Origin of the sequence: Parendozoicomonas callyspongiae, assembly GCF_023502345.1 — a bacterium.
Taxonomy (GTDB): domain Bacteria; phylum Pseudomonadota; class Gammaproteobacteria; order Pseudomonadales; family Endozoicomonadaceae; genus Sansalvadorimonas; species Sansalvadorimonas callyspongiae.
Genome location: NZ_JAMFLX010000043.1, coordinates 1 through 23,654, shown reverse-complemented (window position 1 = coordinate 23,654; position 23,654 = coordinate 1). Strand labels below are relative to the sequence as shown.

Genomic DNA, 23,654 nt, shown 5'->3' with positions numbered 1-23,654 from the left:
CATTAAAAAGCTGATGCTTCATTGCATCAGTTTTTTTTTGCCCGCGCGCATCAAAAATTACAATATCTAGAAATTGGAGCGTCAGTGCTCTTTTCATTTTCTTACCTGACTTACATTCTCTGTCTATCTCCATATACGCTGCATAGTTGATGTACGGCAGGTGTCCATCTTATCCCCAGTGATTTTTTGGTTCATCAGTTAATTCCTGGTGGTCATGTACGATTACTGGACTGGTAGGGAGGCTGCTTTATGGACTGGAGCTTTAGATGCTGAAAATGATTGGTTTCGCTATCACGCTGGCTAGCGTGATGGGTGGTTTCTTTCTGGGGAATGGGGTACTGGCCACATTGTGGCAGCCCGCTTATATCCTCATAGTGGTCGGCGGTGCTATCGGGGCGTTCTTTTCATCGAACCCTGGTGAAGTACTGCAACTGACCAAACACTACCTCGGGCGGGCTCTGCTGGGTCAGCGCCGTGGTCGGGAAGATTATGAAAAGCTGCTGGTTCTGCTTCATGACCTGTTCCAGGTTATTCGACGTAAGGGACGTCAGGCACTGGAAGAACATATCGAAAGCCCTGAACGCAGTGATCTGTTTAAGCGTTCCGGCTTTCTTGAGAGCCCGCGTCTGGTCACATATATCTGCGATAACCTGCGAATGACCAACCTGGGTCAGATCTCAGCCCGGGAACTGGAAGCACTTCTTGAGTCTGAACTGGACTGTTATGAGACAGAGCAGAATCAAAGCGCCAACTCATTGAAAATGGCAGCAGATGCAACCCCGGGCTTTGGCATCGTGGCTTCTGTACTGGGCGTTATCATTGCCATGAGTTCCATGAATGGCCCGATCTCTGTACTGGGCATGGCGGTTGCCGGTTCAATGGTAGGAACCATGCTGGGGATGTTGTCCTGCTACGGTATTCTGACGCCGATGATTAACCTGGTCAGCCATTCCATCAAAGATGAAGTGATGCTGTTTGAATGCGTTAAAGCCGCACTGGTCGCCAACTGTGCCGGTCGCCACCCAATCGTATCCGTCGATGCCGGACGCCGGGTTCTTTACTCAGGCGTTCAGCCCAGCTTTGTTGAGCTGGAACAGCGACTGCAGGGGTCCGGCGCATGAGCCGTCGTAAGAAGGGTGGAGATGCTCCGGAAGGCGGTGGCTGGAAAGGGGCCTTTGCTGATTTTTGCATGTCCATGATGACACTGTTTATGGTGTTATGGATTGTGACCAGCGCCGATGCTACCCAGAGGCAGGGCCTTTCTGTTTATTTCTCCAATCCGGGGGTGTTTGACACGCCCAGTTCTCCTTTCCCTATGGGCAACGCTTCTGAAGGCAAGGTGATTGAGCTGGACAATGGTGGTAAGGCACTGCCGGAGAAACCCGATGTTGTTCCTCTGCACAAAGCCGGTGGCGATCCTTTTGAGGTTCAGGTCACCAAGATGGCCAAGCAGAGGGACAACCTCAAAGTCAAAAAAATTAAAGGTGGACTGCTTCTTCAGCTTGTTGAAACCGATGACAGGCCGATGTTCAAAATTGGCTCAGACCAGCTGACGCCTTATTTTGAAGATATGCTGATGGAGCTGGGACCCATGATCGTCAAAACCGGGCAGAACATGGCGATTATCGGGCACACTGACTCTGTACCTTACGGCAAGAGCAGCAGAAACAATAACTGGATCCTGTCTTATATGCGGGCCAACAGTGTTCGCGAGATGCTGGACTACTTTGGTATGCCGGATAACCGTTTCACTTCTGTTTCAGGTATGGCCTCCAGTCAGCTGCTGGACAAGAAACATCCCGGTGCTGCCATTAACCGCCGTGTTGAGCTGATCATCCTTGATCGCAACCAGGGGAAAAGCCGCGACAACGATAATCCGACCTACAGCCAGATTGTTAACAATGCACGGGCAGGTGCAGAATATAACCAGATTTAATCCTGCAGAACCTAACTTTCAGGAGCCTGCCTTTCCTGTATGAATCGCCACCAGGAAGCCAGACAGGCGCCCAGAACATTCTGGGTAACGCTGAATATTGCACCAGGAAGCGCGGCCATTACGGTGAAATGCTTGATGGCCAGTGCCACCGACAGCCCTGAGTTCTGGGTACCGACCTCAATAGCAATCGTTCTTGCCTGCTGGATATCACACCCCACAACTCTCGCCAGCCAGTATCCCCCAAACAGCCCGATACTGTTATGAAGCAGTACACCTGCCAGAACGGCAATACCAATTGATTCCAGGTTGCCAGCATTCAGTGCGACAACCACTGAGATAGCATAGGCAATAGTCAGCACTGACAGATTAGGCAGCCATTTGCGAATAGGATCAATAAGCTGAGGTTTGTAGGTGTTAACAATCGTGCCCAACAGAACAGGGACAATAACTATCTGGACAATACTGATCAGCATACCCACCTGATCCACATCAACGGTTTCATGGAGATAAAAGGCTGTCAGTAATGGAGTCGCAAAAATAGCGGCTATCGTCGAGACTGTTGTCATGCTGATAGAAAGGGCAACGTTACCACCACTCAGATAGACCAGCACATTGGAAGCCGTTCCTCCGGGGGCTGTACCGACCAGTACCATACCTGCCATCAAGGCTGCAGACAGACCGAGACCGACACTGATCAGCCAGGCCAGCAAGGGCATAAGAAAAAACTGAAGAACAAGGCCGGTGAGCAAAGCGGAAGGCTGGTTGACAACAGTGCGAAAGTCTTTGAGTTTCAATGTCAGCCCCATGCAGAGCATGATCACAGCAAGCACAGGAACAATCATGCCTTTCCCTGCACTGATTGTTGGAGAAAAACTGTAACCGGCTATCCCTGCCAGTAGTGCAATCAAAGGCATCAGAGTGGGTAGGCGTGTCATTATTATTCACTCTTGGTTTTAGGTTCTGTTGACGTAAGCAGGCAGCTTTCTGAATCACTGAATCGCACAAACTTACATCAACACAGTCTGGAATTTATAAACCCGCTGCAGAGTATGGCAAAGAGTATGGTACATTAAGCCTTCCGGAAACGGACAGGTAAACAGCCATGAGCAGATCAAAGCTCTGCCTCTTGGATCGGAAAATGCAGGAATAGGTTTTTCCGGGAATAATTCGATCAGGTCTTCCAGGTAATATGAAGTCAGTGAACCAACCAGAACAGCAGAATAAAAAAGCATCTTCTGCCAATGATATTGAGCAGCTTCTGGCTGATCTCAAGGGACGGAGTAACAGGGATATTCTCGGGCATGAAGCCCTGCGAGTGCTTCGTACCCTGTGGCCAAGTATTTTCCGAGTCTCTTCTCCCCGCCCCTTAAAAGTCGGGATCGATAAGGACATCGCAGAAACCAGCCTGGTGCCCGACAATATCACCAAAATAGCTTTGCGCTGTTTCACCCGCCTGGATCAGTACCTGGAGAGCACTCGGGCAGGGCGTCCCAGGATTGGGCTGGATGGTAAAACCCATGGCAAGGTCAGACTGGATGAGGCTGTCAATGCTGATATGATGCTCTATGCCCGCTATTGCAGAAAGAACCCACAACGTGTTTTTGTTGGTCAGCTACGTCTGGCAACTGAAGCGGAACGTAAGGTTGACGCTGAAACCTGAGGCAGGCCTGACTAGACAGTCATCCTTTCTTACTTCTGTAATCCCTGTCAGCCGCTATTCAGCTCTTCCGCTGGGCAAAGCTGAGTGGTCGTTGTCAGTATCTCTGGCATTTGTGTTAATTCGCTCATGATATGAGCATTCTGTGTTGTCTTAATTAAACCTCTAATATGGACGACACTATGAATATATGGCCTGCTCGGCCCCCCAAACCACATATTGATATTGATGAAGGGGGGCGAAAAACAGCCTCTGCTGATGCAACAATAAAACAACAAGGCGCTCTGCAAGAGGAATCTCTCCAAAGCGGCAGTCCTTTCAGCATAGAAGATAAAAAAATCACGGAACGGCAACTCCAAATAGGGGCCGATCCCAGTACTTCTCTATCGGTTACAAAACAACCAGTTTTTTATAGGAGTTTTGCTGACCTGGCATCAGCACAGGAGTACGAGCCGAAATACTTCAAGGATATTCAAAATCTGATTGAAAGATGGAGAAAACATAATGATGCGAACAGCTGTGAAGAATTATCTTTATATCTAAAGGAATACGCCAAACTCTGCCATTTTCTATTTACAAATCAATTGTCAACTAGCCAGCATCTTAAGACCTATGGCAAGAATGTGGAAGAAATTCTTCACAAACTTCCGCGACCGATTTTAGAGGCGGCACCCCCATTTATCCATACTTTACGAGGTATTGCTGTACTGAAAAAAAACCGTAATAAAGCGGAAGAAAATTTCAAGTCAGGATTTGCGAAAGGGGATGGGGAGTCGGCACTCTGGCTTGGAATGTTGTCACTGCGCAGTAATCCTGATCAGGCTATTGAGGCTTTTCAGTTGGCTTGCAATGAGGGTTTGGAAAACGCTGCTTACTGGTTCAAGCTGGCTATTGGTCGTAAGGCATCGTGTAGCTTTAAAAAACTTGGCTGGTACACCGGGGAAAAATTGTCTGATGTAGATCGAAAAAGATGTGAGGATGAGGCCATCGAGGCTGCAAAAAACGGCGAGTTCACTTTTCTCGCAAGAGTTGCAGACTCATATATTAATGGAACCCGGGGTTATCCGGAGGATAAGAAAAAAGGTTTTTTTTATCTCGAACAGGCTATTCAGCAGAACAACCCAGCGGCTCAGCTTATGAAGGCTGTTTACCTGTCAGGAGTCAATTATCTGTCTTCATGGAGAGTAAAAAAATCCCAGCCGATGGAAGCTCTTGAGCTTTTTCTCTTAGCCCGCAAGAGTCATCAGGAACTTGTCAAGAAAACCCAGCCTTGTAAAGTGGTTATGCAAATCCTGAAAGAAGACATCTCTCACCCTGCCAGTGAATGGATCGCCACTATATACAACTTTGCATGTGAGCAGAGGAAAAAAAACCATGCTCTGGCGGCAAATCTTTTGGAGCTTTTCTCAATAACTCCTGATGCTGGAGCCAAGCGAGAAAAAGTCCTCAGGTATCTGGAAAAGGATGGGCACCCGGAAAATCGTTTTTGGCTTGCAGCCGCCATGGCTGATGAGTCGGATGCCAATCTGGCAGAAGCTCTCATTATGGCAACGATCAGTTTCCACGATGGATTTCCCCCTGCCACAACTCTGCTATCTCACCTCTATGAAAAAGAGGAGAACAATGAAAATAATGTATTAGCCTGCAGCCATTATATGGGAGCGCAGCAAATGAAACAGCTGGATATTGAGCCCGAGTTCAATATTATCAGCACAGTTCGTTGCTTCTGGCGTCTTGGTATGCTTGATAAGGCAGATTACGTTTTTATGAGCTGCCCAAACATTTCATGGGACAAAAACCCTGAGGGTTGTTTTGTGAAATTCGTCGCCAGTTCAATTGCCAGTGACTGGGAGCCCTTTGACGGGCTTGATATGGCTATAAGTAAGGGCAGCTATCGTGCTCATATCTGGAAGTTGCGAAAAGAATTGAGCAATTTCCACCGTGGCGAAATGGAAAAAACGATTCAGTTCAGGGAGGAGATGAAAGAATGCCTGCTGACCGATGAAGCAAAAATACTGGAGCTGGCATTTCAGTCACATGAGTTTCAACAAAAACTGACGATTCCCGCAGGATATTGTGATTCGCCGAGGTGTGCCTTTCGAGCACTGGATCTTTATGAATCAGGCTTTATAAAGCTTGATCGTGGAGTCACGCCTATGGATTTGATCAAAACATTACTCTCGGATTTGAGTGATGAAGAGTGTTATCTGTTACGACGTGACCCCGGAGCAGTGAACGTTATCTCTGCAATTATCAAGGAAATGGATGATGCGTTAATTTCCATGAATAGTCACAACAGGCAACGTGGTTATCACTTGGCAGCCTGCCTGAGCTGTGATCCCGATCACCATATCAAGGAGGCTGAATGCCTGATTGATATGGGGCGTTTGGATTTTGCATGGAAAACAATACAGAGAGCACGGTGTGAATATGAGTCTAAATGCTCAAGACAACAGGAGATCCAAAAAATATTTATGGACCTTTCTTGTGAAAATTCACAGGTATGGCAAGAAGTGGATGAATTAGCCAGAACAAAAACTAATAGAATTAAAATAGAAATGGAACATTTAGAAACTTTAATCAAATCTCGTCAGTCCGAGTGCCTGGAAGATTTTCCTCTTGATATTCCATCAGAAAATCTTATTGAGGAATTAAAAAAGGCTCTCCCTGCCACTGATCTGGAGCTGGATAGCGATGAGGGAAAAGCAGTTCAAACGCTAAAGGGATTGGTCGTTTATTTACCAGCTATCACATTTGATGAAAAAATCGCACAAATCAATCCTGCTGAATCTGACGATGAAACTGTGCAGGTTCTTGGGCGCTATTTTTATAATCTTGGCGTTGCACACTGTAGACTCAAAAATCATCCGAAAGCGTATCATTACATTGATTTCGCAATGAAATACAAATTTGAAAAAGCGGGTGAACTAGCATGGAAATATTATTATTTTTTCCATGATTTTACCAAGGCTATTAAATGCCTCGAAGGTATATCACCAGATGTTTTACAAAAAAAAATAGCAGACTCATTCAAAACAGACGCATATTGTATGCAGGTGTCACTTAGTCCCTGGACGAGAGGGCACACGGAGGGCGGCCAGGAAATTCAGCAACATGAAGGTGGGTGTGTCATACAAGCGAAAAAAGCGTGCGAACTGGGTTCAGGCTATGGCTACGCTACTCTTGCTGACTACTTTGCCTGTGCTCTCGAAAGTACAAAGCTTAATAAGGAAGATCACCTCAAATATACCCAGCAGCTTCAGGTTTTTACGGATAATGCTGTTCAGATGAGATCTACCACAGTTATGAAAAGTATTTTGAACGGATTTCTCTCCGGCGAACCAAAAGTTTACCCTATTAATGCCTGGCGGTTGATCTGTGCTTTCCGGGCCTGCCCACTACCCAGTTTGAGCAGAGGCGAGATAAATCAATTTTGCCCTACAATACTCACTCCAGATACAGATGTCGCAGAGCTGGGAAGCGCTGAAAATGCAAGTATGGACATTCAGGCGTTGTATTATATGCTTCAAAATCTCGATTCAGACAGTCATGCCATTCTCTATCTCTGGCTGAAAACAGGGCAACTAAAGGAAAATGCCTTTGATGTAGAAAGCCTTCTTCTGTCAACGGAAAAAAAGAATCTTATCGAATTTCTCGCCAGAATAATTAATGAAAAAAAATGCAGTGATGAAGATTTGAAGAAACATACGGCTCAAATGAGCCCGAAGCTCAAAGACTTAGTTAATCTGACTCTTGCTCAATTAAGCGTAATTGGTGCTGTAGAAGCAGGTTCTATGATTTTAAACAAGAGAAAGGACATTCTTAAAAAAGCAGCTCAAGATGGGTATATCTGCGCCTATACATATTTGGGTTTAATGGAACGCTATACAGGTAATAAGCTATCAGCCATAGGGACTTATGAAAAAACTGTGGCTGGTAAAGAAGCTAGTTTTCTAGCTGGAGATACAGATGTTGCGTATTTGTATGCTCAGGCACTGTTGACAGATTTAGGTCCTAGCGAAACACATTTCCAAAATGCAAAAATAGCACTCGAATACGCTATGAATGGCGCTCATACAGGTGCAGCTGCATTGTATGTGCGTTTGTCGACGAAGTATAAGAGTTTTGGATCTCCAGAATTGAGTGCGATTTTTGATTTTGGCGAAGACACTGCGCCCTGTTTTTTGGTGAAGCTGTGGGCGGTAATTCTAAATTCTGGAGGACAGCTGCAAAAGGTGCATCAGTCGGTAATCGAAATATATAGCTCTTTAGATGAGCCACTAACCCTCTTTTATCTTATTGCCATGGGAAAAGCATTGCCAGCTGTCAGGGAATATATAAATTTAGATGAGGTTGCTGCAAATCTGGTTAAATACATGAAACAGGAAAATGCATGTTGGCTGATGGATCATCCAGATACCCCCAATGTATGTGAAGTTCTCTTGTCTCTTGCAGGTAGGAGGGGAGATGCTGAGAGAAAAGAAATTGTGAAACTGGTGCAATGGCTGAATCCTCAATACAGGCCAAAAGTAGTAAACTCTCGGACGAAGCCTGTTCGGGAAAGCCGCGGATCGACTCAATGTGAAAAATCAGCAGCATTGAAAAAGCAAAAGATAAAACGAGAAGATTCGAGTAAACCCGGGAGTGCTAAAGGGGAATTAGCAGATAGATCTCCAGCCCCCTATCCAGCTGCACAGGCACCAAGTTCCGACCTGACACCTGAGCAATACCTGAATTCAATCCAGTCGAAAGAAAAAACTTTCGAGTCGGCCTATTGTGAGGAACGAATTGCGACTTGTCTGGAACAGGGGGGGCTGGATGAGACGATGAAATGGTTAAAGGTTTCGGCAGACTGTCAATCAGTTAACAGGCCAGATCAGGTCGTTGAAGCTTTACACCAGGCACTGAAGAAGGTGCCGGTACAACTACCATGGGTTATTTATCTGATAAACGAAACCAGTAAAGTTCAACTTCCAAGTGATGATAAAATTAGCGCTGTGTTGGAACTCTGTGAAAATCTGTTGTTACAACAGAGTCAGGTGCCAGATGTACAAACTGATTCCGTAGAGTATTTATATCAGTTTCTGAAACGACATAAATGTCAGCCATTTCAGAAAATGGATGTCTGTACATTATCTTCTGTAATGAATACAAGCTGGAAGTGTACAGAAATCCCAAGCGATCTCGTTGAGTTTGTTGAGCAGCAGGACTTGTCCAGGTTTCAAACTCACCATCAGTATAAACAACTGTGTTATCACATCGTGCGATATTATCGTCGCCAAAGCCCTGCCAATAACGATAAAGCATTGAGCTGGGTTTTTGCCATGGAGCCTGGTCGGGCCAGCCAGAAAAACGGTGCAGATAAGACTCTGGTGAAGATGCTGCAGCATGAGTTGACACTGCCAGGGCCGGATGTTGAGTGGATTGTTCTGCTGTTTACCAAAGTGGTTCAGCCGCAGAAAGTATGTCAGCTAACCCCAAAAATGATTGCCGGGGTCGCCAAGATTCTGCCTGATAATCTCAGCCCAGATTCTTCCCTTTGTAAAAGCGGTGTAGCCGGTTATCTGGCTGATTCATTGGCAGAATCACTTGAGAAGAAAAAAGTAGAAATTGACGGCAGTTGTGATATCGCCCATGTTCATGGCTACTGCCGATCTGATAAAAGCAGAATAAGATTGATACAACAGGTGTTGAAATGTGGAAAACCACCCAAAGAGGTTGATGTGGTCACCGGACTTTGTAAGGAGCTTCTGGCCTCTGGTGATGTGGACACTATCATGCTGGCTCTGGAACGGCTGGAGACGTTAATCTGGCAACACCCGGCTAAGATTATTGAAACTATCGCAACATTGCAATCCAGACCAAAAAAAGTTAAAAATAAGTGGGAGTCTCTTTATGAATGGTGTCTGGCACAGGAGGAGAGGGCAAAGAACCCAGAGCAGGCTGTTACCCAGTTAACCGTTGAGGTTCAAAGTGCCTGTGATCAGTTGAAAGATGCCACAGATATAATCCCTGAAGCCAAATGGATACTTAGACAGTTAGTTGTAAGGGCACAGGTTCACAGCCGAAATTTCTCTGATAACTATATTAATTGGCTGAATGCTTTGGAAGATACCGAGAATGCTTTTCTTGTTAGAAAAGCACTGAAGATGCAGGATTCCGGTACGCCAGTGCCCAACCAGCTGCGCCAGAAGCTACAGGAAATGAAATCATCTGTAATCGGCCTGTTTTCTCAGGAACAGCAGGAGAGGATTACTGCCCTGGTCATGCCCCGGCCAGAGTTGGAAGAGAGTATTACCGTACTTACCACATCAGGACCGGGAGATAATGATGAGGTGGAGCCTGTTTTATCGAGTGAACCAGATCGCGTTGCGGCAGTAGTTGAGACGAAATCGTCTTCGCCTTTACCACCACCATCATTAGTTGAACCCATGGAAGAGTCATCAGATTTTCCTGTTCAGGAGCCCGCCGTTCAGGAGCCCGCCGTTCAGGAGCCTAAAGGTGATAGGGAACAGTTACAATCTGATGATTCATTAAAAGAATCTGCTGAGTCAGCGGCAGACCTTTCAGAAACCAGTCCATCAGAGTGGAAAGTCGACAAAAATAAACCGGCTGGCTTACCAATGGGTAAAGATGCCTTATCAATCTGGGGGCATAAAGATTTACCTGACGAATTCTCTCAGGCCTGGTTTGGTTCACGAGAGAGTGCTGGTGCAAGTGCGGCAACTGTTTCTCAGGAATTTGAGGTGGAAACGGGTATTGCTGCTTTAGATAATCTGATTTTAAACACTGAGCTTCCTGTCGATACTGACCAGCTTGAGAAAGAGTACAAGTGGCTGATAAAACTGGCCCAGGCTCAATTTGGCTCTAAAAGAAGTGAAGCTATTCAAGGACATTTCCAAATATTATTGCTGTACAGAACCATAATAACCCATGCTGCTATGGAGCAGTATCACTTGGTTATTCAATCCATTGGAGAGCTTGCGAACATTTGTCAGGGTTGCTTTTTGGCACTTCCGCCAAGAATTCAGTCTGGATTAATAAGTACGCTTGAGCTTTACATTGGAAAACTGAATACAGAGGATCATCCGCAGACGCTACCAACTTTCACGACGCTACTGAGGCATATGTACCTTTATCAACGGTTGGATCGACTGAACGAAAGAGTAAAAAATTCCCCTGATGAGAATACAGAAAACGAGCTGTGTCATTTATTGAAAGAATGGAAGGATTCTAAAAATGGGCCCTTCAAAATAGATTATTTCTGCCATAAAGCACAAACCCTGATTGAATATGAGCAGGCCAGAAAAACACCGAAAAAATGGAAAGAATTTGCAAAAAAGGTTGAAAGTCCGGAGTTTTCTAGAATGCCTGTTCAGCATTATAAGGAAGCTCAGGAATTTGTTGCGCCATTGCTGGAGACCGATATTCCCCAAGAAATGAAACCATATCTCTTTATGTTGAAGCTATGTAGTAGTATTCAATGGATAGATGAACGAAAACTGAGCGTCAACTATTCGGATCAGGATCGCTCAGAGTCAACAGCCTTTCTTATGAAGATAAGAGTTTTCAATTGTAAAATTCCCGACAGCCTGCACCCACTTTTAATTAGTCTGATTCATGCCCTGGATGAGATTCAGCTCAAGAGTGTCGATCATAATGTAAACAGAATAATGGGCAATATACAAAGAGGACTGAGGCAGGCTATCAATGATAAACTGCCTATTGAGAAAAAAGTGATGGTTCCTCAAAGCCCTGTGGGCTTACCGTTTTAAAGTGCTTATCATCTTTCTGGAACCCCGTATTGATTTTTGCATGTTGGCGATCAGAGCCTCAATATCCACTTCAATATTATTTAATTCTTTCTTCAGAGCGGAAATAGCCTGAGTATTCAGGTTATGTTTTAGGAACAACACCTGATCCTGCATGGCATCCAGCACAGGCTTCATACTGGCTTCAGCCTGTTTCAGATTTTTCATCATTTGCTCGTATTGTTTGCGGGTTTCTTTCAGCTTCCTGACACTGGATTGCTTCAGGGATTTATTGGAGTACAGATCAAGCTCATCTTCCCATTCATCAAACAGTGCTTCAGAAACATGGGAGACGGATGCGATTCGATCACGAACTGTCTGGGCTGCCCCGGAACTTTTTTCATACTCGCTATTCAGGGTGTTATAAGCCTCTTCAATATCCCCGCCATCAAAGTTGACCACACTGCGAAACTGTTCAAGTGCTGATTGAAACTGCTGCTGAGCCTCTTCCTGAGAGGATTGGGTGCTTTCCAGGCGGTCAACCATGATATCCCGCTTATGGATGCCTACCTTCTCCATTGCACTGTAATAAGTGCTTTGGCAGCCAACCAGAATAACGGCAATAAGCAGAGTTAATATGTACCGAAGCTGTGATGGTGCTGTCACTGACTCTTCTCCTGGCTTTTGATGGCGTCTACCAGTTCTTGATTCCGCTTGTCGGCGAGATGGTTATGGACGACGAACAAGGCATGAACAATGCCCGGTACCCAGAACAGCAGCGTCAAAATAATATTTAGAATTCCCTGAATCGGCTTGCCGCAAAGGAATACAGCCAGAGGGGGGAGAATAATGGCCAGAAAATAGCGCATGGAGGCACTCCTCGAGTAAAAACGCTGACCAGTTTAGAGTTCACGATTTATACAGTCAGCTGTCGTGTAGATATTACTACGTATTATGCCCTTGTAAAAATAAAAGGATGCTTGATGATGTGCAGTAGGTGTAGTGTTTGTACTTATCGCCGGTTATTGCAAGAGCTGTGTTAATTTTGATTTAGATCATCTTTTTCATTGCTTCGGGGTTTTACTGGAAATGTGATAGCCAAACAGAAATAAAAATGTCACATAAAAAAAATACCTTAGAGGCTTATGTCAACAAAGCCTGGATAAAAACTGAGGTCGGGGAATAACAATGAAAAACAAGCTCACGGGCGCACTGATCTGTGTAGGTCTGGCTGCATTCAGTTTCTCTTCGCAGGCAGAGGAACTCCGCCTTCTGACCTGGGGTGGTTATGCTCCCCAGCCGGTTATTGACCAGTTCGAAAAAGAAACTGGCATTGAAGTGAAGGTCACTCTTTCCAATAACGAAGATATGATCTCCAAACTGCGGGCTACCCGTGGTGCCGGTTTCGATCTGGCACAGCCCAGCCAGGATCGGATTATCGGTGCCCAGAAAGAGTTCCGGATCTATAAACCTCTTGAGATCAGCAAAATTGATGAAAGCCAGTATGTCGCTTCCATGCTGGAATCAACCAAGGGAAGTACCAGCGTTAATGGCAAGATTTATGGTGTGCCTCATGTCTGGGGAACCAGCGGCCTGATCGCCCATACGGATAATGCCAGGCAAAGTTATCGCTTCAGTGATCTCTGCTCTGACCAGTACAAGGGCAAGGTCTCCTATCGCCTGAAGCGTCCCACCCTGATCGCTTTTGCCTTTGATATGGGGGAAGACCCCTTCGCCGCTTACAACGATCCGGTGAAGTACCAACAGATTCTGCAAAAGGTTGAGCAAAAGCTGATTGCCTGTAAGGACAATGTGAAGGCCTACTGGAGTGGCGGCGATGCCCTGATCAACCTGTTGCGCAGTGGTGAAGTCACCCTCGCCATGGGTTGGGATGCCGGTGGCTGGAAGCTGAGTCAGGAGACTGGCAATATCAATTTTATTCCTCCCGCCACTGGTGCACTGGGATGGATCGATACCTTTGCCCTGCCTGCCAAGGGTAAGAATGATGAAGCTGCCTATAAGTGGATTAACTTTGTAAACCGTCCTGAAATCGCTGCCATGATCACGGCTTCTGCCGGGCAGTTTACGGCTTCAGCGGGTGCTGCCAGCTTTGTAGAAGACGGTCTGAGCAACAGCTACAAAGCCAGCTTTGACCAGGCTGCTCTCGATAATATCAAGTGGTATCCCCCTGTGCCTGCAGGTCTGGAAACTATGGAAGGCAAGGTTCTCGACCGGATCAAAGCCGCTCACTAACGTCAACAGAACCTGGACCCTCAGCCTGGCTGGGCTTCAGTGTCACTGGAGTCCAGTTCTTTCAGATATCCAGACAGGAAGTATGCATGTCCAGTGAGATAGATCTTCGCGCGACAAATCTCTGTAAGAACTTTGATAACTTTGAGGCGGTCAAGGATGTCAATTTCTCAATTCCCCGTGGCTCCTTCTTTTCCATTCTCGGACCATCCGGCTGTGGCAAAACCACTTTGCTGAGAATGCTGGCAGGTTTTCTGGAGCCAACATCGGGAGAAATTGAGATTAAAGGGCGTTCCATGCTTGGTATTCCGCCGAATAAACGACCAGTGAACATGGTCTTCCAGCATCTGGCGCTGTTTCCCATGATGACTGTGGCTGAGAATATCGCCTATGGCCTGAAGCGCCGAAAGATGAAGAAGCCTGAAATCACTAAACGGGTAGAAAGTGCTCTGGAACGGATAGGCCTTCCGGACGTTGGTAACCGCTCTATCAGTCAGTTATCCGGTGGCCAGAAGCAACGAATTGCCATTGCCCGTTGTCTGGTATTGGAGCCTGATGTTCTTTTGCTGGATGAGCCTTTGGGCGCGCTGGATCTCAAGCTCCGCGAACATATGAAGATAGAGCTGAAGAAACTGCAGCAGGCTTTTGATACCACATTTATTTACATCACTCATGATCAGTCAGAAGCGATGGTGATGTCTGACACCGTCGCCGTTATGAATGAAGGGCGGTTTGAACAGGTCGGTGCCCCGCAGGATCTTTACTACCACCCCCAGACACCTTTTGTCGCCGGTTTTGTTGGAGAGAGTAATCGCTTCTCGGGTTCGGTCGTTAATCGAGAGGGTGAGACTGTTGAGGTTATTACCGAAAGCGGTCAGCGTTTTGTGGCACGGGAGAAGTTTGATAAGAAACTTAACAGTGAAGAGCAGGTCGATCTTTTTGTGCGCCCGGAGATGATCCATCTTTCTTATGAGAAGGGTGACAAGTCCGACAACAACCTGAGTGGCCAGGTGGAGAATATTCTCTTTGACGGAGGCAACAGTCGCTTATTGATCCGTGAGCAGGTGACCGGTGCAGAACTTCAGGTTGTCCTGCCTCAGACACAGGCCTTTTCCAGAGTAAAGGGTGGCGATGAACTGCATTTATGCTGGAATGCCGAGCAGAGCCATGTCTATCGTTCAGGGCTGGCATCATGAAAATATCGACCGGCCCGCGCCTCGGACTCTATCTTTTGCTGACGCCATTGCTACTGACTCTGGCGTTGCTGATTCTGTTCCCACACCTGGAGATGTTGAATATCTCTCTGCGTGAGAGGATCTCTTATGGAGTCTATAAATTCAGCCTGACCAACTACGGGGAGTTTTTTACCGAACCCCTGTATTGGATCACATTTGTGCGTACAGCCTGGATGTCCATTCTGACAACCGTGATCACTCTCCTTATCGCCTTTCCAGTGGCCTGGTATATCGCCAAGGTTGCCAGGGGGAAAACAAAAGGGATGTTATTCCTGGCCTGTTTGATTCCTTTCTGGGTCAGCGAACTGGTGCGTACTTATGGCTGGATGATCCTGTTGCGTGAAACCGGGGTTGTCAGCAATTTTCTGCAGTGGCTGGGGCTGGTCGATGGTCCCGTTGAGATGTTGTACAACGATGTCACGGTGATGGTTGGTCTGGTGTATACATCAATGCTGTTTATGGTGGTTCCGTTGATTACCACGCTGGATGGTCTGGATGACAGTATGGTGGAGGCAGCCTATGACTTGGGCGGCAATGGCTGGAATGCACTGTGGGAAGTGATTGTTCCCTATGCCATGCCGGGAATCGTGTCCGGATGCATTGTCGTGTTTATGCTGACGCTGGGAAATTACCTGACACCAACACTGCTGGGTGGAAAAGACAGTCTCTGGTTTACCGAGCAGATATTTACCCAGTTTATTACTCGGTTTAACTGGGAGCAGGGCGCTGCCTTTGGTGTGCTGTTACTTATTCTTTCATCATTGATTGTCTGGCTGGGTTTGAAACTCAGTGGCCAGTCATTCCGTGACACCATGAGCCGATAGGGGAAGAGTTATTATGATTGCATCCATTCCCCAGAGCCGGGCCTACCAACGCACTTATAATGCGTATATTGCGCTGTTCTTCCTGTTGCTCGCAGCTCCGCTGGTTGTTGTGGCGATCTTCTCCTTCAATGACAGCCTGTTTCCTTCATTGCCATGGGGCGGTTTTACCCTTGACTGGTTTTTTGCCGAAACACCTAAGCGCACAGGTCTGTTCCATGACGAAAGTATTCTGGAAAGTATCTGGATCAGTGTGATTGTCGCCGTAGCTGTTGCGGTTTTATCTGTGCTGGTGGCATTGAGTAATGCTTTCCTTTTTGAGCGCAAGGAGTTTCCAGGCAAGCAGCTGTTATATAGCCTGATGCTAGTACCTCTGGTTATTCCAGGTGTGATTCTGGGTATATCTATACTCGCCTTTGGCAGCAATATTGCCAATGGTGTTGAGGATAACTGGGGAATTGATCTGGAATTTCTGCGCCCGGGGCTGACCATGGTTATTCTTGGCCAGTTTGCGTTTATCAGTACCATCTGCACACTGATCATTTCTGCACGCTTGCGCAAATTTGATATTCAGCTGGAAGAAGCGGCACTGAATCTTGGAGCGAATCACTGGGATGTACTGTGGACTATCACCTTACCCTGGCTGAAACCGGCTTTGGTCGGTGCAGCCATTGTGGCGTTTCTGATGTCATTCGAGAACTTTAATACCACATTGGTGCTGGTGGGTAGTGATGCGCCGCTGACTATCAATATGTTTGACCGGATGCGGGAAGGTTCAACACCGGTTCTGAATGCTGTGTCACTGTTGCTGATGGTGGCTTCCGGTGGGCTGGCGCTGCTAAGTATCTTTGTTCAGAGAGAACAGCCGGGAAAGCAGTAATGCGAGCACTCTCAATCAACCGACGAGTATGCTTCTCTATCTATATAAGGACTTAAATTGAAAGAAAGTTTTATGAGTGTTCTTCCCTATCTGACAATGTTGGGAAGTATTCTGGCTTTTCTATTTGGGGTTTGGAAATACCTTGACACGAAAAAGGCTGAGGAAAGAAACAAACGCTTTGAGCAATTTCGTCAGGTATTTGTCTGGTTCTCTGGGCGTGATGAGAAAGGTGAGGCATTGACAGCTGTTCAGCAAGCTGTTGCAACATATCAACTTTCTGAGTTTCCAGAATATAAGGAAATGTCGCTCCCAATTATTGAAGAGCTTCTTGAAAAGACAATTGATGAAGACCCTCAATCCTTATTCAGGAAAGCTCTACTTCATGTCCATGAACAATTGAGTTCAGAGTAACTGAATGCTGAAAAAATTCAAAAGGGACCTCTGCGGCACCCATAAGCAGACGTTATCTGACTAAGATCTAATAGACTGTCATTCGCAATAAATGGGAATGACAGTCTTGTATTGTGGATTAGTTTTTAATGCGGGCCTTTTGCATAGCAAAAGAAGGATGCTGATGAGGGAGCAGTACCAGAAATTCGCTGCGGGAGAAAAAGTCCTTTAAAAGTGAGTGCACAATCCACTGGGACTGCTCCATCAGTCTGCGTATCAAATCTCTGGCAAAATGCCTTCTTATCCTTGAAGCCTTTCTAAGTAACCTGAGCATGTTTATCCCTGTCATTTCTTTAATGAGAAAATTTACAGCGACTGCATTCCTAACTGTACATTGAAAATGCTATCAATGAGAATACCTCCGCACTCAACAATTCGATGCTGTCTGAAAAGTCTGTGCGTAGCGGGGCGGTGGGAGATGGGGATAAAAATCAGGTTTTGTGAGGCGAATAGTGGTTCTATTTAACGATCAAAAACTGATTTTTAGCCCCATCTCCCACTGCCGCACGACGACATGGATGCCGGAGCTAGGGCAACGCAGGAGCAGATGCCGGTAGCAACATGACTTTTCAGACAGCTTCTTAAGAAAACTGAACTCAGGATAACAATCCTGAAGATGTTGGAGAATTTTGTACATTGCTAAGTAAGTCAGCTGGTCCCCAAGCACCCACAAAACGTATGGGAGACTGGGAGTTTATAGCTTTAACCGCATTTATGATGTCTCTGGTGGCATTGTCTATCGATATGATGATGCCAGCCCTGCCATTGATGGCAGCGGATCTGGGCGTTCAAAACGACAATGATCGTCAGATGATCCTGACCACTTTTATGGCTGGTCTGACGGTTGCGCAGTTTTTCTATGGTCCCTGGTCGGATCGGGTTGGCAGAAAGCCTGCCGTGATAACAGGTACTGCTGTGTTCCTGGCTGGTAGTGTTATCTGCCTTGTGGCGCAGGATTTTCACACCATGTTGGGTGGCCGTTTTATGCAGGGTTGCGGTATTGCCGCCCTGCGTATTCTGTCCATGACTATTGTTCGTGATCTTTATGAAGGTCGTGCCATGGCTCGTATTATGTCCATGGCCATGTCTCTGTTTATTCTGGTGCCTTGCGTGGCACCTATGTTAGGGCAGGTGATACTGTCATTCAGTCACTGGCGATCCATTTTTATGGTGCTGGCAGCTGTCGGGATTCTTGTTGTGAGCTGGTATGTTGTCAGGCAGCAGGAAACCCTTGATCCATCGAAGCAGCGCTCATTCAATATCCGCAGTTTATACCTGGGGTTACGGGAAACCTGTTCCCATAGGGTGACGCTTGGATACACCCTGGCATCCGGACTGGTAGCGGGTGCTTTCACCAGTTACCTGCTTTCAGCCCAGCAGATTTTTCAGGATATTTTCCATAGTGGTGAGAAGTTTGCTCTCTATTTTGCCGTTCTGGCAATGGGATATGGCATTGCCAGTCTGTTGAATGCCAAGCTGGTTATGCGTTTTGGTATGCATAAAATCAGTTATACCTCGATAACTAGCATGATTGTGTTCAGCGCAATACTGCTTGGCAGTGCCTGGCACTTTGGAACGGAGCTGCCTTTACCAGTCTTTATGACCATCATGATGGGGCTGTTTTTCTCAATCAGTTTCCTGTTTGGCAATATGAACGCCATTGCCATGCAGCCACTTGGGCACCTGGCCGGAACAGCATCCTCTGTCATCAGTCTGATTAATGGATCGCTGTCACTGGTTATCGGTGCGAGTATTGGGCAGGCTTTCAACGGCACAATAATGCCATTTGCACTTGGATGTGTAGTTTGCAGCTCGGCTGCGATGGTGGCTATGCGGTGGGGAGATGCTGAGACTGAAGGTGTTGAAAGACATGTAGGCAGGGATAGTGAAGTGACTGAGCAGTTGGATCAGGCTGCTTAACTTTCATTCAGCAAGGCAAAGGCCATCTCGATAAATCCGGTGTTCTTCTTTCCTGATAATGAAAGCTCTTTTGGGGAGGTGGAATGCCGGAGACATGAATAAGAAATGGCATCGTATGGAATTAGCCATTATCCATAGAATGCTCAGGTCATGCGGCTTGCCTGTAACACCAGCTGATTGAAAAAATAGCAGGAAGGGGAAATCTAGCTTAAAAATTCACCGTCAATGGTATCTTTTGATTCAATTTCCACCGTACGGGTGGGAAAGGCCATATCGGCTCCATGCTCGTGAATAATTTTGCCAATTTCCAGCAGTATCTTGTGGCGAATCCCCATATAGGTTTTCCAATCCGTGGTCAGAGTGTAGAAACGCACCAGAATATCCAGAGAGCATTCGCCGTAATCGGTAAATCTGGCCAGTATACCCCGGTTCTGGTCAAGCTCAGGGTGCTGACTGAGATAGCTTTCAATAGCCATTGTCACAGCCTCAACAACTGAAAAATCCTGATAACGCAGGCCTATGGTGATATTTATACGGCGGTTCTGCATTCGTGAAGGATTGATCACTGCCATATTGGTAAACAGGGCGTTGGGTACATAGATGGGAGTGCGGTCATAGCCGCGAATACGGGTCTGGCGCCAGCCGATTTTTTCAACAAACCCTTCAATACCCTTGTCTTTCAGGTTGACCTTATCACCAATGACAAAGGGACGATCCATATACAGAGTCAGCCCGCCGAACAGGTTGGCGAGCATATCTTTGGCTGCCAGACCAATGGCCAGGCCACCGACGCCGCCAAAGGCCAGCAGGCCGCTGATACTGACCCCGAAATTCTGCAGCAGGGTTAAGCCTGTGGCCACGGTCAGGCCCAGTTGCAACAGTTTCAGCAAAAGCTCGATCGTAGGAAGATCTAAGTGAATCCTGGCCCGGTCAGGCATGGCCAGACTTTCCCTGACCAGCCTCAGATAGCGAATCAGCAGTGCGTAAAGCAGAAGAATTACAGTAATGCGGCGGATCAGAAGAACCACATCATCATCGTTAAAGCTGCAAAAATCGGCAATAAGGCTGAAAGCCACACTCAGCCCCATCAATGCCAGGCCAATGGTCAGAACCGGACGGGCAGCGCGGGTCAGGGTGTCATCCCAGTGACTTCTGGTGTTGGTGAAGTGTTCTGTCAGTCGATGGAGAGTGCGATTGCACAGCCACGAGGCAGTCATAAAGAGAACAAGGGTTAAGACCAGCTTAAGCCCCAAAGGTGCCAGGATGGCCAGATCGGCAGTAGCGAACATATTGGTTTCTCCCGGCAACAGCAATCAGGGGTCATTATTCAAAATACTCAGGGTAGCCGGTATAACAGAGTTGTTAGTTTCTCTGTCTACAGCTATCTGTCTTTGGTCTGGGGAGGAGGGAAGATTGACAGCATCTTTATGGCACGCTGAAAGCGTTCTTGACCGTATTCCCGATAGTCTACACCTGTGCTGATTTTCCAGGCAGACCATGCACTCCAAAGCAGATCCTGTGCTATCTGCCAGCACCTTAATCTCTGTATTTCACTGCGGCTGGGCTCCTGACCAAGGTAATCAGCGAGGAAGTCTATGGTTTGCTGTTCGTTAAGGTTGGATTCCAAAGCACATGATGCAAGATCAAAGAAAGGATCATTCAAACCAGAGTATTCCCAGTCAATCAGAAGCAGCCTGTCTTGGTGGGACAGAAAGTTATCGGGAACCAGATCATTATGACAAAGGCACTGACCGGCATCCCTGCAGTGTTGTTTAAGCAAAGCCAGAACTTTCGGTCTTATCTCCCGGTATTCTGGGAAGGTTAAGTTAAGGTGTGCGCCAGCCTGTTGTTCATAGAGTTTCAGTTTATTGGGATAATCGAATGGAGAAGCTCCAGCTCCCTCAGCAGGTAATTTATGAAGTTTGTGCAGTAAAGCGATAATGGCTGCTCTGTTTTGAAAGACAGTGCTTTGATTTAAGGAATTAACATCGATAAACCGTGTGACTTTCATTCCGGATTCGCAGTCAAAGAAAATATTTGGCACATCCAGATCAAGTGTCTCGACCATATCGATATGCTTCTTTTCCTGGGAGCGATTGATCACTGTTTCGGTGTTCTCTCCCGGAATTCTTAAAAAGAAATGATTTCCGGCTTCGGGACCGCTGGTAACGGTGAATTTGAAATTACTGTTGGTCAGCCCTCCAGAGACAGGCCCCAGCCATTCAAAGTCTTCCTCTTCAATATGAAAAGTTTTTAATAAGGCTTGAAATTGCTCAGGAGTGAGGTTCGAGGGCTTGTCATACCGACTTGCCTTTCTCTCAAAGATATCTTTTTTCTCTTGCTCCAAGAGTGCGGCTTTTTGCGATCCTGAAGGTAGAAAGGTTTGATCAGCTGCTGGTGGTGTATGCAGTTGATCTTTTCGGACAGACTGTGGTGATGGTGGTTGTTGTGCTCCAGCTTTTGATAACATTCTGACTGCCTATACAAATGCGAAAAATGTTTAGACAGTACCGGGCTCAATTTTATGCTGACGCCATGGTTAGATGATTTTGAGAAAGAGGTTAATGTGCCCGGGATTTGGTTTTCCCACAGCGGGTGCATATATAGGTTGTGACCAGTTTTCCCGACTTCACATCAAAGACTTTCTCTTTATCGACGGCCCACTTGTGCAGATTGCTGCGGCACATGATCTTGCCACGATTCTTATCTTTCTGGGAGGGCTTCTTGAACGGGAGAATATTGCTCACAAATGATATCCAGAGTTAAGGGTGATTTGAGTCGGGGGAGAGTACCGGCCCAAACCACTAGCTTAAATCAGAGTCCTCTGGGATTACCACTCCATTCACTTGCCAGTTCGCGCTTGTAGTGCTCTAGAGCCCATTCCACAGTCATTGAACGTTTAGCGGCGTACTCAGCGCGTACTCTTTGGAGTATGGATGCCATTTTTTGATCACCGTACTTTTTGCGAAGCTTATCGACAGCTGGTTTGATTGTTATCTTTTGCCCGCGTGACAGGTTTGCTTCGAAATCTTCTACGATATCAATCAGCCCCGAGTAAGCTTCAACAGTTTCAACTGATGGTAACTTCTGGCCTGTTTCCGTGGCAGTTTTTTCCAGAGCTTTAGACAGGTCCTCAGAGCCATGCTTCTTGAGAAGCTTTGCTAACTCTCTTGGATAGTTTGCTTTCACTTCTGTGGAAGTTTTGGCGCGCTCCAATAAAGACTCAATATCCTCACAAGCCGAAAACTCTTCCACTGATAAAAACCCACCCTTAGGCGCGATAGCATCAACAAACTCATCTGTTGAAGAGTATTCATCAGGAATCAGGTAGTTCACTCCGGCGCTGGCAACTGTTGAAGTCGCACGCCCAGCCAGCTTGGTCGCTTCCCAGCCGACCTTGGCTCCGACTTTGGTGGCTTCCCAGCCAACCTTAGCCCCGATCTTGGTAGCTTCCCAACCAAGCCAGGCTCCGACTTTGGTGCCGGCCCATGTAGCTTTACCTAATGCACTGGCAACTGAATAACCGATCTCTTTCACCCGTGATGACTGGTCTGAAGTCTCCTGCGTGATTTCTGGTGCAGCTTCCTGCTTAGGGCGAACAGACTTGGGACAGTTTGATCCTAGTGATCTTGCATAACTGTAAATTCCTGAGAGTGCAAACATTTGAATATCCTCGTCCTTGAGTTTTCAATCTGTGGTAAAGGTAACAGTGATGCGTCAGAGCTGCGATAAGCCTTTGGTCTTAATAAGAAGGTTCTATTGCAATTGGAAAAGCTCCTGAAAACAAAAGGTGTCCTGCGAGAGAAAGGTTTGTGAAAAGCTGTAATGTTCATTGCGGCGATTTTCAAGGAAGATGTCGCCGCAACTTGCCGATCCAAGTATGAAGCGTGTTGGCATTCACCCCAAGCTCTCTGGCCGTTACAGTAACAGGCTGATCAGATTCTACAGCCAGTTTTTACAGCTGACTCTTTGAGTTTAGCGGTATAAGATTTTGTTTTCTTCTCTGACATTTGGACACACCTTAATGGGCTTGGGTATTACCCGTATCTGTGTGGTCCGGAGAACTATAACCACTCCAAAGCTGTTTTCCATTGACGCAGGTGGCCAAGGGTATTGTTATTCCCCTTGACCTATCGAAGGCTCATATGTGCTATGTTTCCTGTCTGCTTTGTTAGAAGAGTTAAGGAACTTTTAGCATGTATTATCAACTAAAAAATTAGGATAAAAGTAAAATTATGGAGTGAAAATTATGGATACTGCTTTTAATTCAGTTAGCCATGCGCCGTATACTGAACCTTTGCCATTAATAAAATCATGTGATAGTGACTTAAATACGCTTTTTAATACAAAGCTTTGTGAGGGTAAGCTGCTAGCCAAGATGCTTATGTTTTCTTTCAGTGAAGGTTGTTTAGATAGGGCAGAACAAGAATACATTCAGTTAAGTCAAGGAGACAAGAGCGTAAGGTGTGCAGCTACCTCTCTCTTAGCCCCCTGTCCAAAGCAGACACTATATCGAAAGATTGGTTTTATAATTGATGTGGATAAATCAATCCAAAAAATAATTGCTAATTACGATGTTGGATCTATGCCTGTTGATGATCAAGGTTACATCCTTTCTTGGGATAAAAAAGAAAAGCGTTATAAACAAGGCTGGATTAATAGAATAAGTGCAATCGGCTGATGTTTTAGATGTGGGCCAGCTGCATGTATCATTTCGTAGCTCTCACACTCAGAAATGGAAGTCGGGAATGAGT

General features: G+C 46.3%; 18 protein-coding genes. 11 read left to right on the top strand and 7 right to left on the bottom strand.

From position 1 onward, the window contains the following. Window positions 1-266: 266 nt before the first annotated feature. Both M3P05_RS19280 and M3P05_RS19275 read left to right on the top strand, forming a co-directional pair. Window positions 267-1,121, top strand: coding sequence for a motility-associated protein (locus M3P05_RS19280; RefSeq protein ID WP_249701748.1), 855 nt, complete (start codon window positions 267-269; stop codon window positions 1,119-1,121). After that, window positions 1,118-1,936: a flagellar motor protein MotB gene (locus M3P05_RS19275; RefSeq protein WP_249701747.1), complete on the top strand. Its 819-nt coding sequence runs from the start codon at window positions 1,118-1,120 to the stop codon at window positions 1,934-1,936. Before M3P05_RS19280 ends, M3P05_RS19275 begins: the two co-directional genes overlap by 4 nt. Before the next feature lie 11 nt (window positions 1,937-1,947). On the opposite strand, the gene M3P05_RS19270 is transcribed toward M3P05_RS19275, so the two are convergent. Beyond that, complete coding sequence (locus M3P05_RS19270) at window positions 1,948-2,871, bottom strand: bile acid:sodium symporter family protein (RefSeq protein ID WP_249701746.1); 924 nt, start codon at window positions 2,869-2,871, stop codon at window positions 1,948-1,950. A 254-nt stretch (window positions 2,872-3,125) separates the two neighbouring features. Here M3P05_RS19270 and M3P05_RS19265 point away from each other — a divergent pair, with 254 nt between their 5' ends. Both M3P05_RS19265 and M3P05_RS19260 read left to right on the top strand, forming a co-directional pair. Continuing rightward, entirely contained in the window at window positions 3,126-3,596 is a 471-nt protein-coding gene (locus M3P05_RS19265) for a ProQ/FINO family protein (RefSeq protein WP_249701745.1), read from the top strand. Window positions 3,597-3,775: 179 nt separating this feature from the next. After that, window positions 3,776-11,368, top strand: coding sequence for a tetratricopeptide repeat protein (locus M3P05_RS19260; protein ID WP_249701743.1), 7,593 nt, complete (start codon window positions 3,776-3,778; stop codon window positions 11,366-11,368). Here M3P05_RS19260 and M3P05_RS19255 read toward each other — a convergent pair. Both M3P05_RS19255 and M3P05_RS19250 read right to left on the bottom strand, forming a co-directional pair. Then, on the bottom strand, window positions 11,357-12,010 hold the full coding sequence (locus tag M3P05_RS19255; protein WP_249701742.1) for a DUF2959 domain-containing protein: 654 nt from the start codon (window positions 12,008-12,010) through the stop codon (window positions 11,357-11,359). The genes M3P05_RS19260 and M3P05_RS19255 overlap by 12 nt on opposite strands. Continuing rightward, window positions 12,007-12,213: a YqaE/Pmp3 family membrane protein gene (locus M3P05_RS19250; protein ID WP_408635964.1), complete on the bottom strand. Its 207-nt coding sequence runs from the start codon at window positions 12,211-12,213 to the stop codon at window positions 12,007-12,009. Before M3P05_RS19250 ends, M3P05_RS19255 begins: the two co-directional genes overlap by 4 nt. 319 nt (window positions 12,214-12,532) lie before the next feature. Here M3P05_RS19250 and M3P05_RS19245 point away from each other — a divergent pair, with 319 nt between their 5' ends. The 6 genes from M3P05_RS19245 to M3P05_RS19220 all read left to right on the top strand — a co-directional run bounded on the left by M3P05_RS19245 (window position 12,533) and on the right by M3P05_RS19220 (window position 18,900). Next, a complete protein-coding gene (locus M3P05_RS19245; RefSeq protein WP_249701741.1) occupies window positions 12,533-13,597 on the top strand; it encodes an extracellular solute-binding protein in 1,065 nt (354 codons plus the stop codon). Window positions 13,598-13,683: 86 nt separating this feature from the next. Continuing rightward, the gene (locus M3P05_RS19240; protein ID WP_249701740.1) at window positions 13,684-14,790 is read left to right on the top strand and encodes an ABC transporter ATP-binding protein; all 1,107 of its coding nucleotides are present in this window, start codon (window positions 13,684-13,686) and stop codon (window positions 14,788-14,790) included. After that, a complete protein-coding gene (locus M3P05_RS19235) occupies window positions 14,787-15,653 on the top strand; it encodes an ABC transporter permease (RefSeq protein WP_249701739.1) in 867 nt (288 codons plus the stop codon). The genes M3P05_RS19240 and M3P05_RS19235 overlap by 4 nt, the downstream gene beginning before the upstream one ends. 13 nt (window positions 15,654-15,666) lie before the next feature. Beyond that, the gene (locus tag M3P05_RS19230) at window positions 15,667-16,530 is read left to right on the top strand and encodes an ABC transporter permease (RefSeq protein ID WP_249701738.1); all 864 of its coding nucleotides are present in this window, start codon (window positions 15,667-15,669) and stop codon (window positions 16,528-16,530) included. 72 nt (window positions 16,531-16,602) lie between these two features. Continuing rightward, the gene (locus M3P05_RS19225; protein WP_249701737.1) at window positions 16,603-16,941 is read left to right on the top strand and encodes a hypothetical protein; all 339 of its coding nucleotides are present in this window, start codon (window positions 16,603-16,605) and stop codon (window positions 16,939-16,941) included. A gap of 675 nt (window positions 16,942-17,616) precedes the next feature. Continuing rightward, the gene (locus M3P05_RS19220) at window positions 17,617-18,900 is read left to right on the top strand and encodes a multidrug effflux MFS transporter (RefSeq protein WP_249701736.1); all 1,284 of its coding nucleotides are present in this window, start codon (window positions 17,617-17,619) and stop codon (window positions 18,898-18,900) included. Window positions 18,901-19,103: 203 nt separating this feature from the next. On the opposite strand, the gene M3P05_RS19215 is transcribed toward M3P05_RS19220, so the two are convergent. The 4 genes from M3P05_RS19215 to M3P05_RS19200 form a co-directional block, all read right to left on the bottom strand. Then, complete coding sequence (locus M3P05_RS19215; RefSeq protein ID WP_249701735.1) at window positions 19,104-20,189, bottom strand: mechanosensitive ion channel family protein; 1,086 nt, start codon at window positions 20,187-20,189, stop codon at window positions 19,104-19,106. Between the two features lie 92 nt (window positions 20,190-20,281). Beyond that, on the bottom strand, window positions 20,282-21,370 hold the full coding sequence (locus M3P05_RS19210) for a choline kinase family protein (protein ID WP_249701734.1): 1,089 nt from the start codon (window positions 21,368-21,370) through the stop codon (window positions 20,282-20,284). 91 nt (window positions 21,371-21,461) lie between these two features. Further along, a complete protein-coding gene (locus tag M3P05_RS19205; RefSeq protein WP_249701733.1) occupies window positions 21,462-21,647 on the bottom strand; it encodes a hypothetical protein in 186 nt (61 codons plus the stop codon). 67 nt (window positions 21,648-21,714) lie between these two features. After that, entirely contained in the window at window positions 21,715-22,563 is an 849-nt protein-coding gene (locus tag M3P05_RS19200; RefSeq protein WP_249701732.1) for a hypothetical protein, read from the bottom strand. A gap of 586 nt (window positions 22,564-23,149) precedes the next feature. Here M3P05_RS19200 and M3P05_RS19195 point away from each other — a divergent pair. After that, window positions 23,150-23,581 (top strand): hypothetical protein, encoded by a 432-nt coding sequence (locus tag M3P05_RS19195; RefSeq protein ID WP_249701730.1) that lies wholly within the window; start codon window positions 23,150-23,152, stop codon window positions 23,579-23,581. Window positions 23,582-23,654 lie beyond the last annotated feature (73 nt).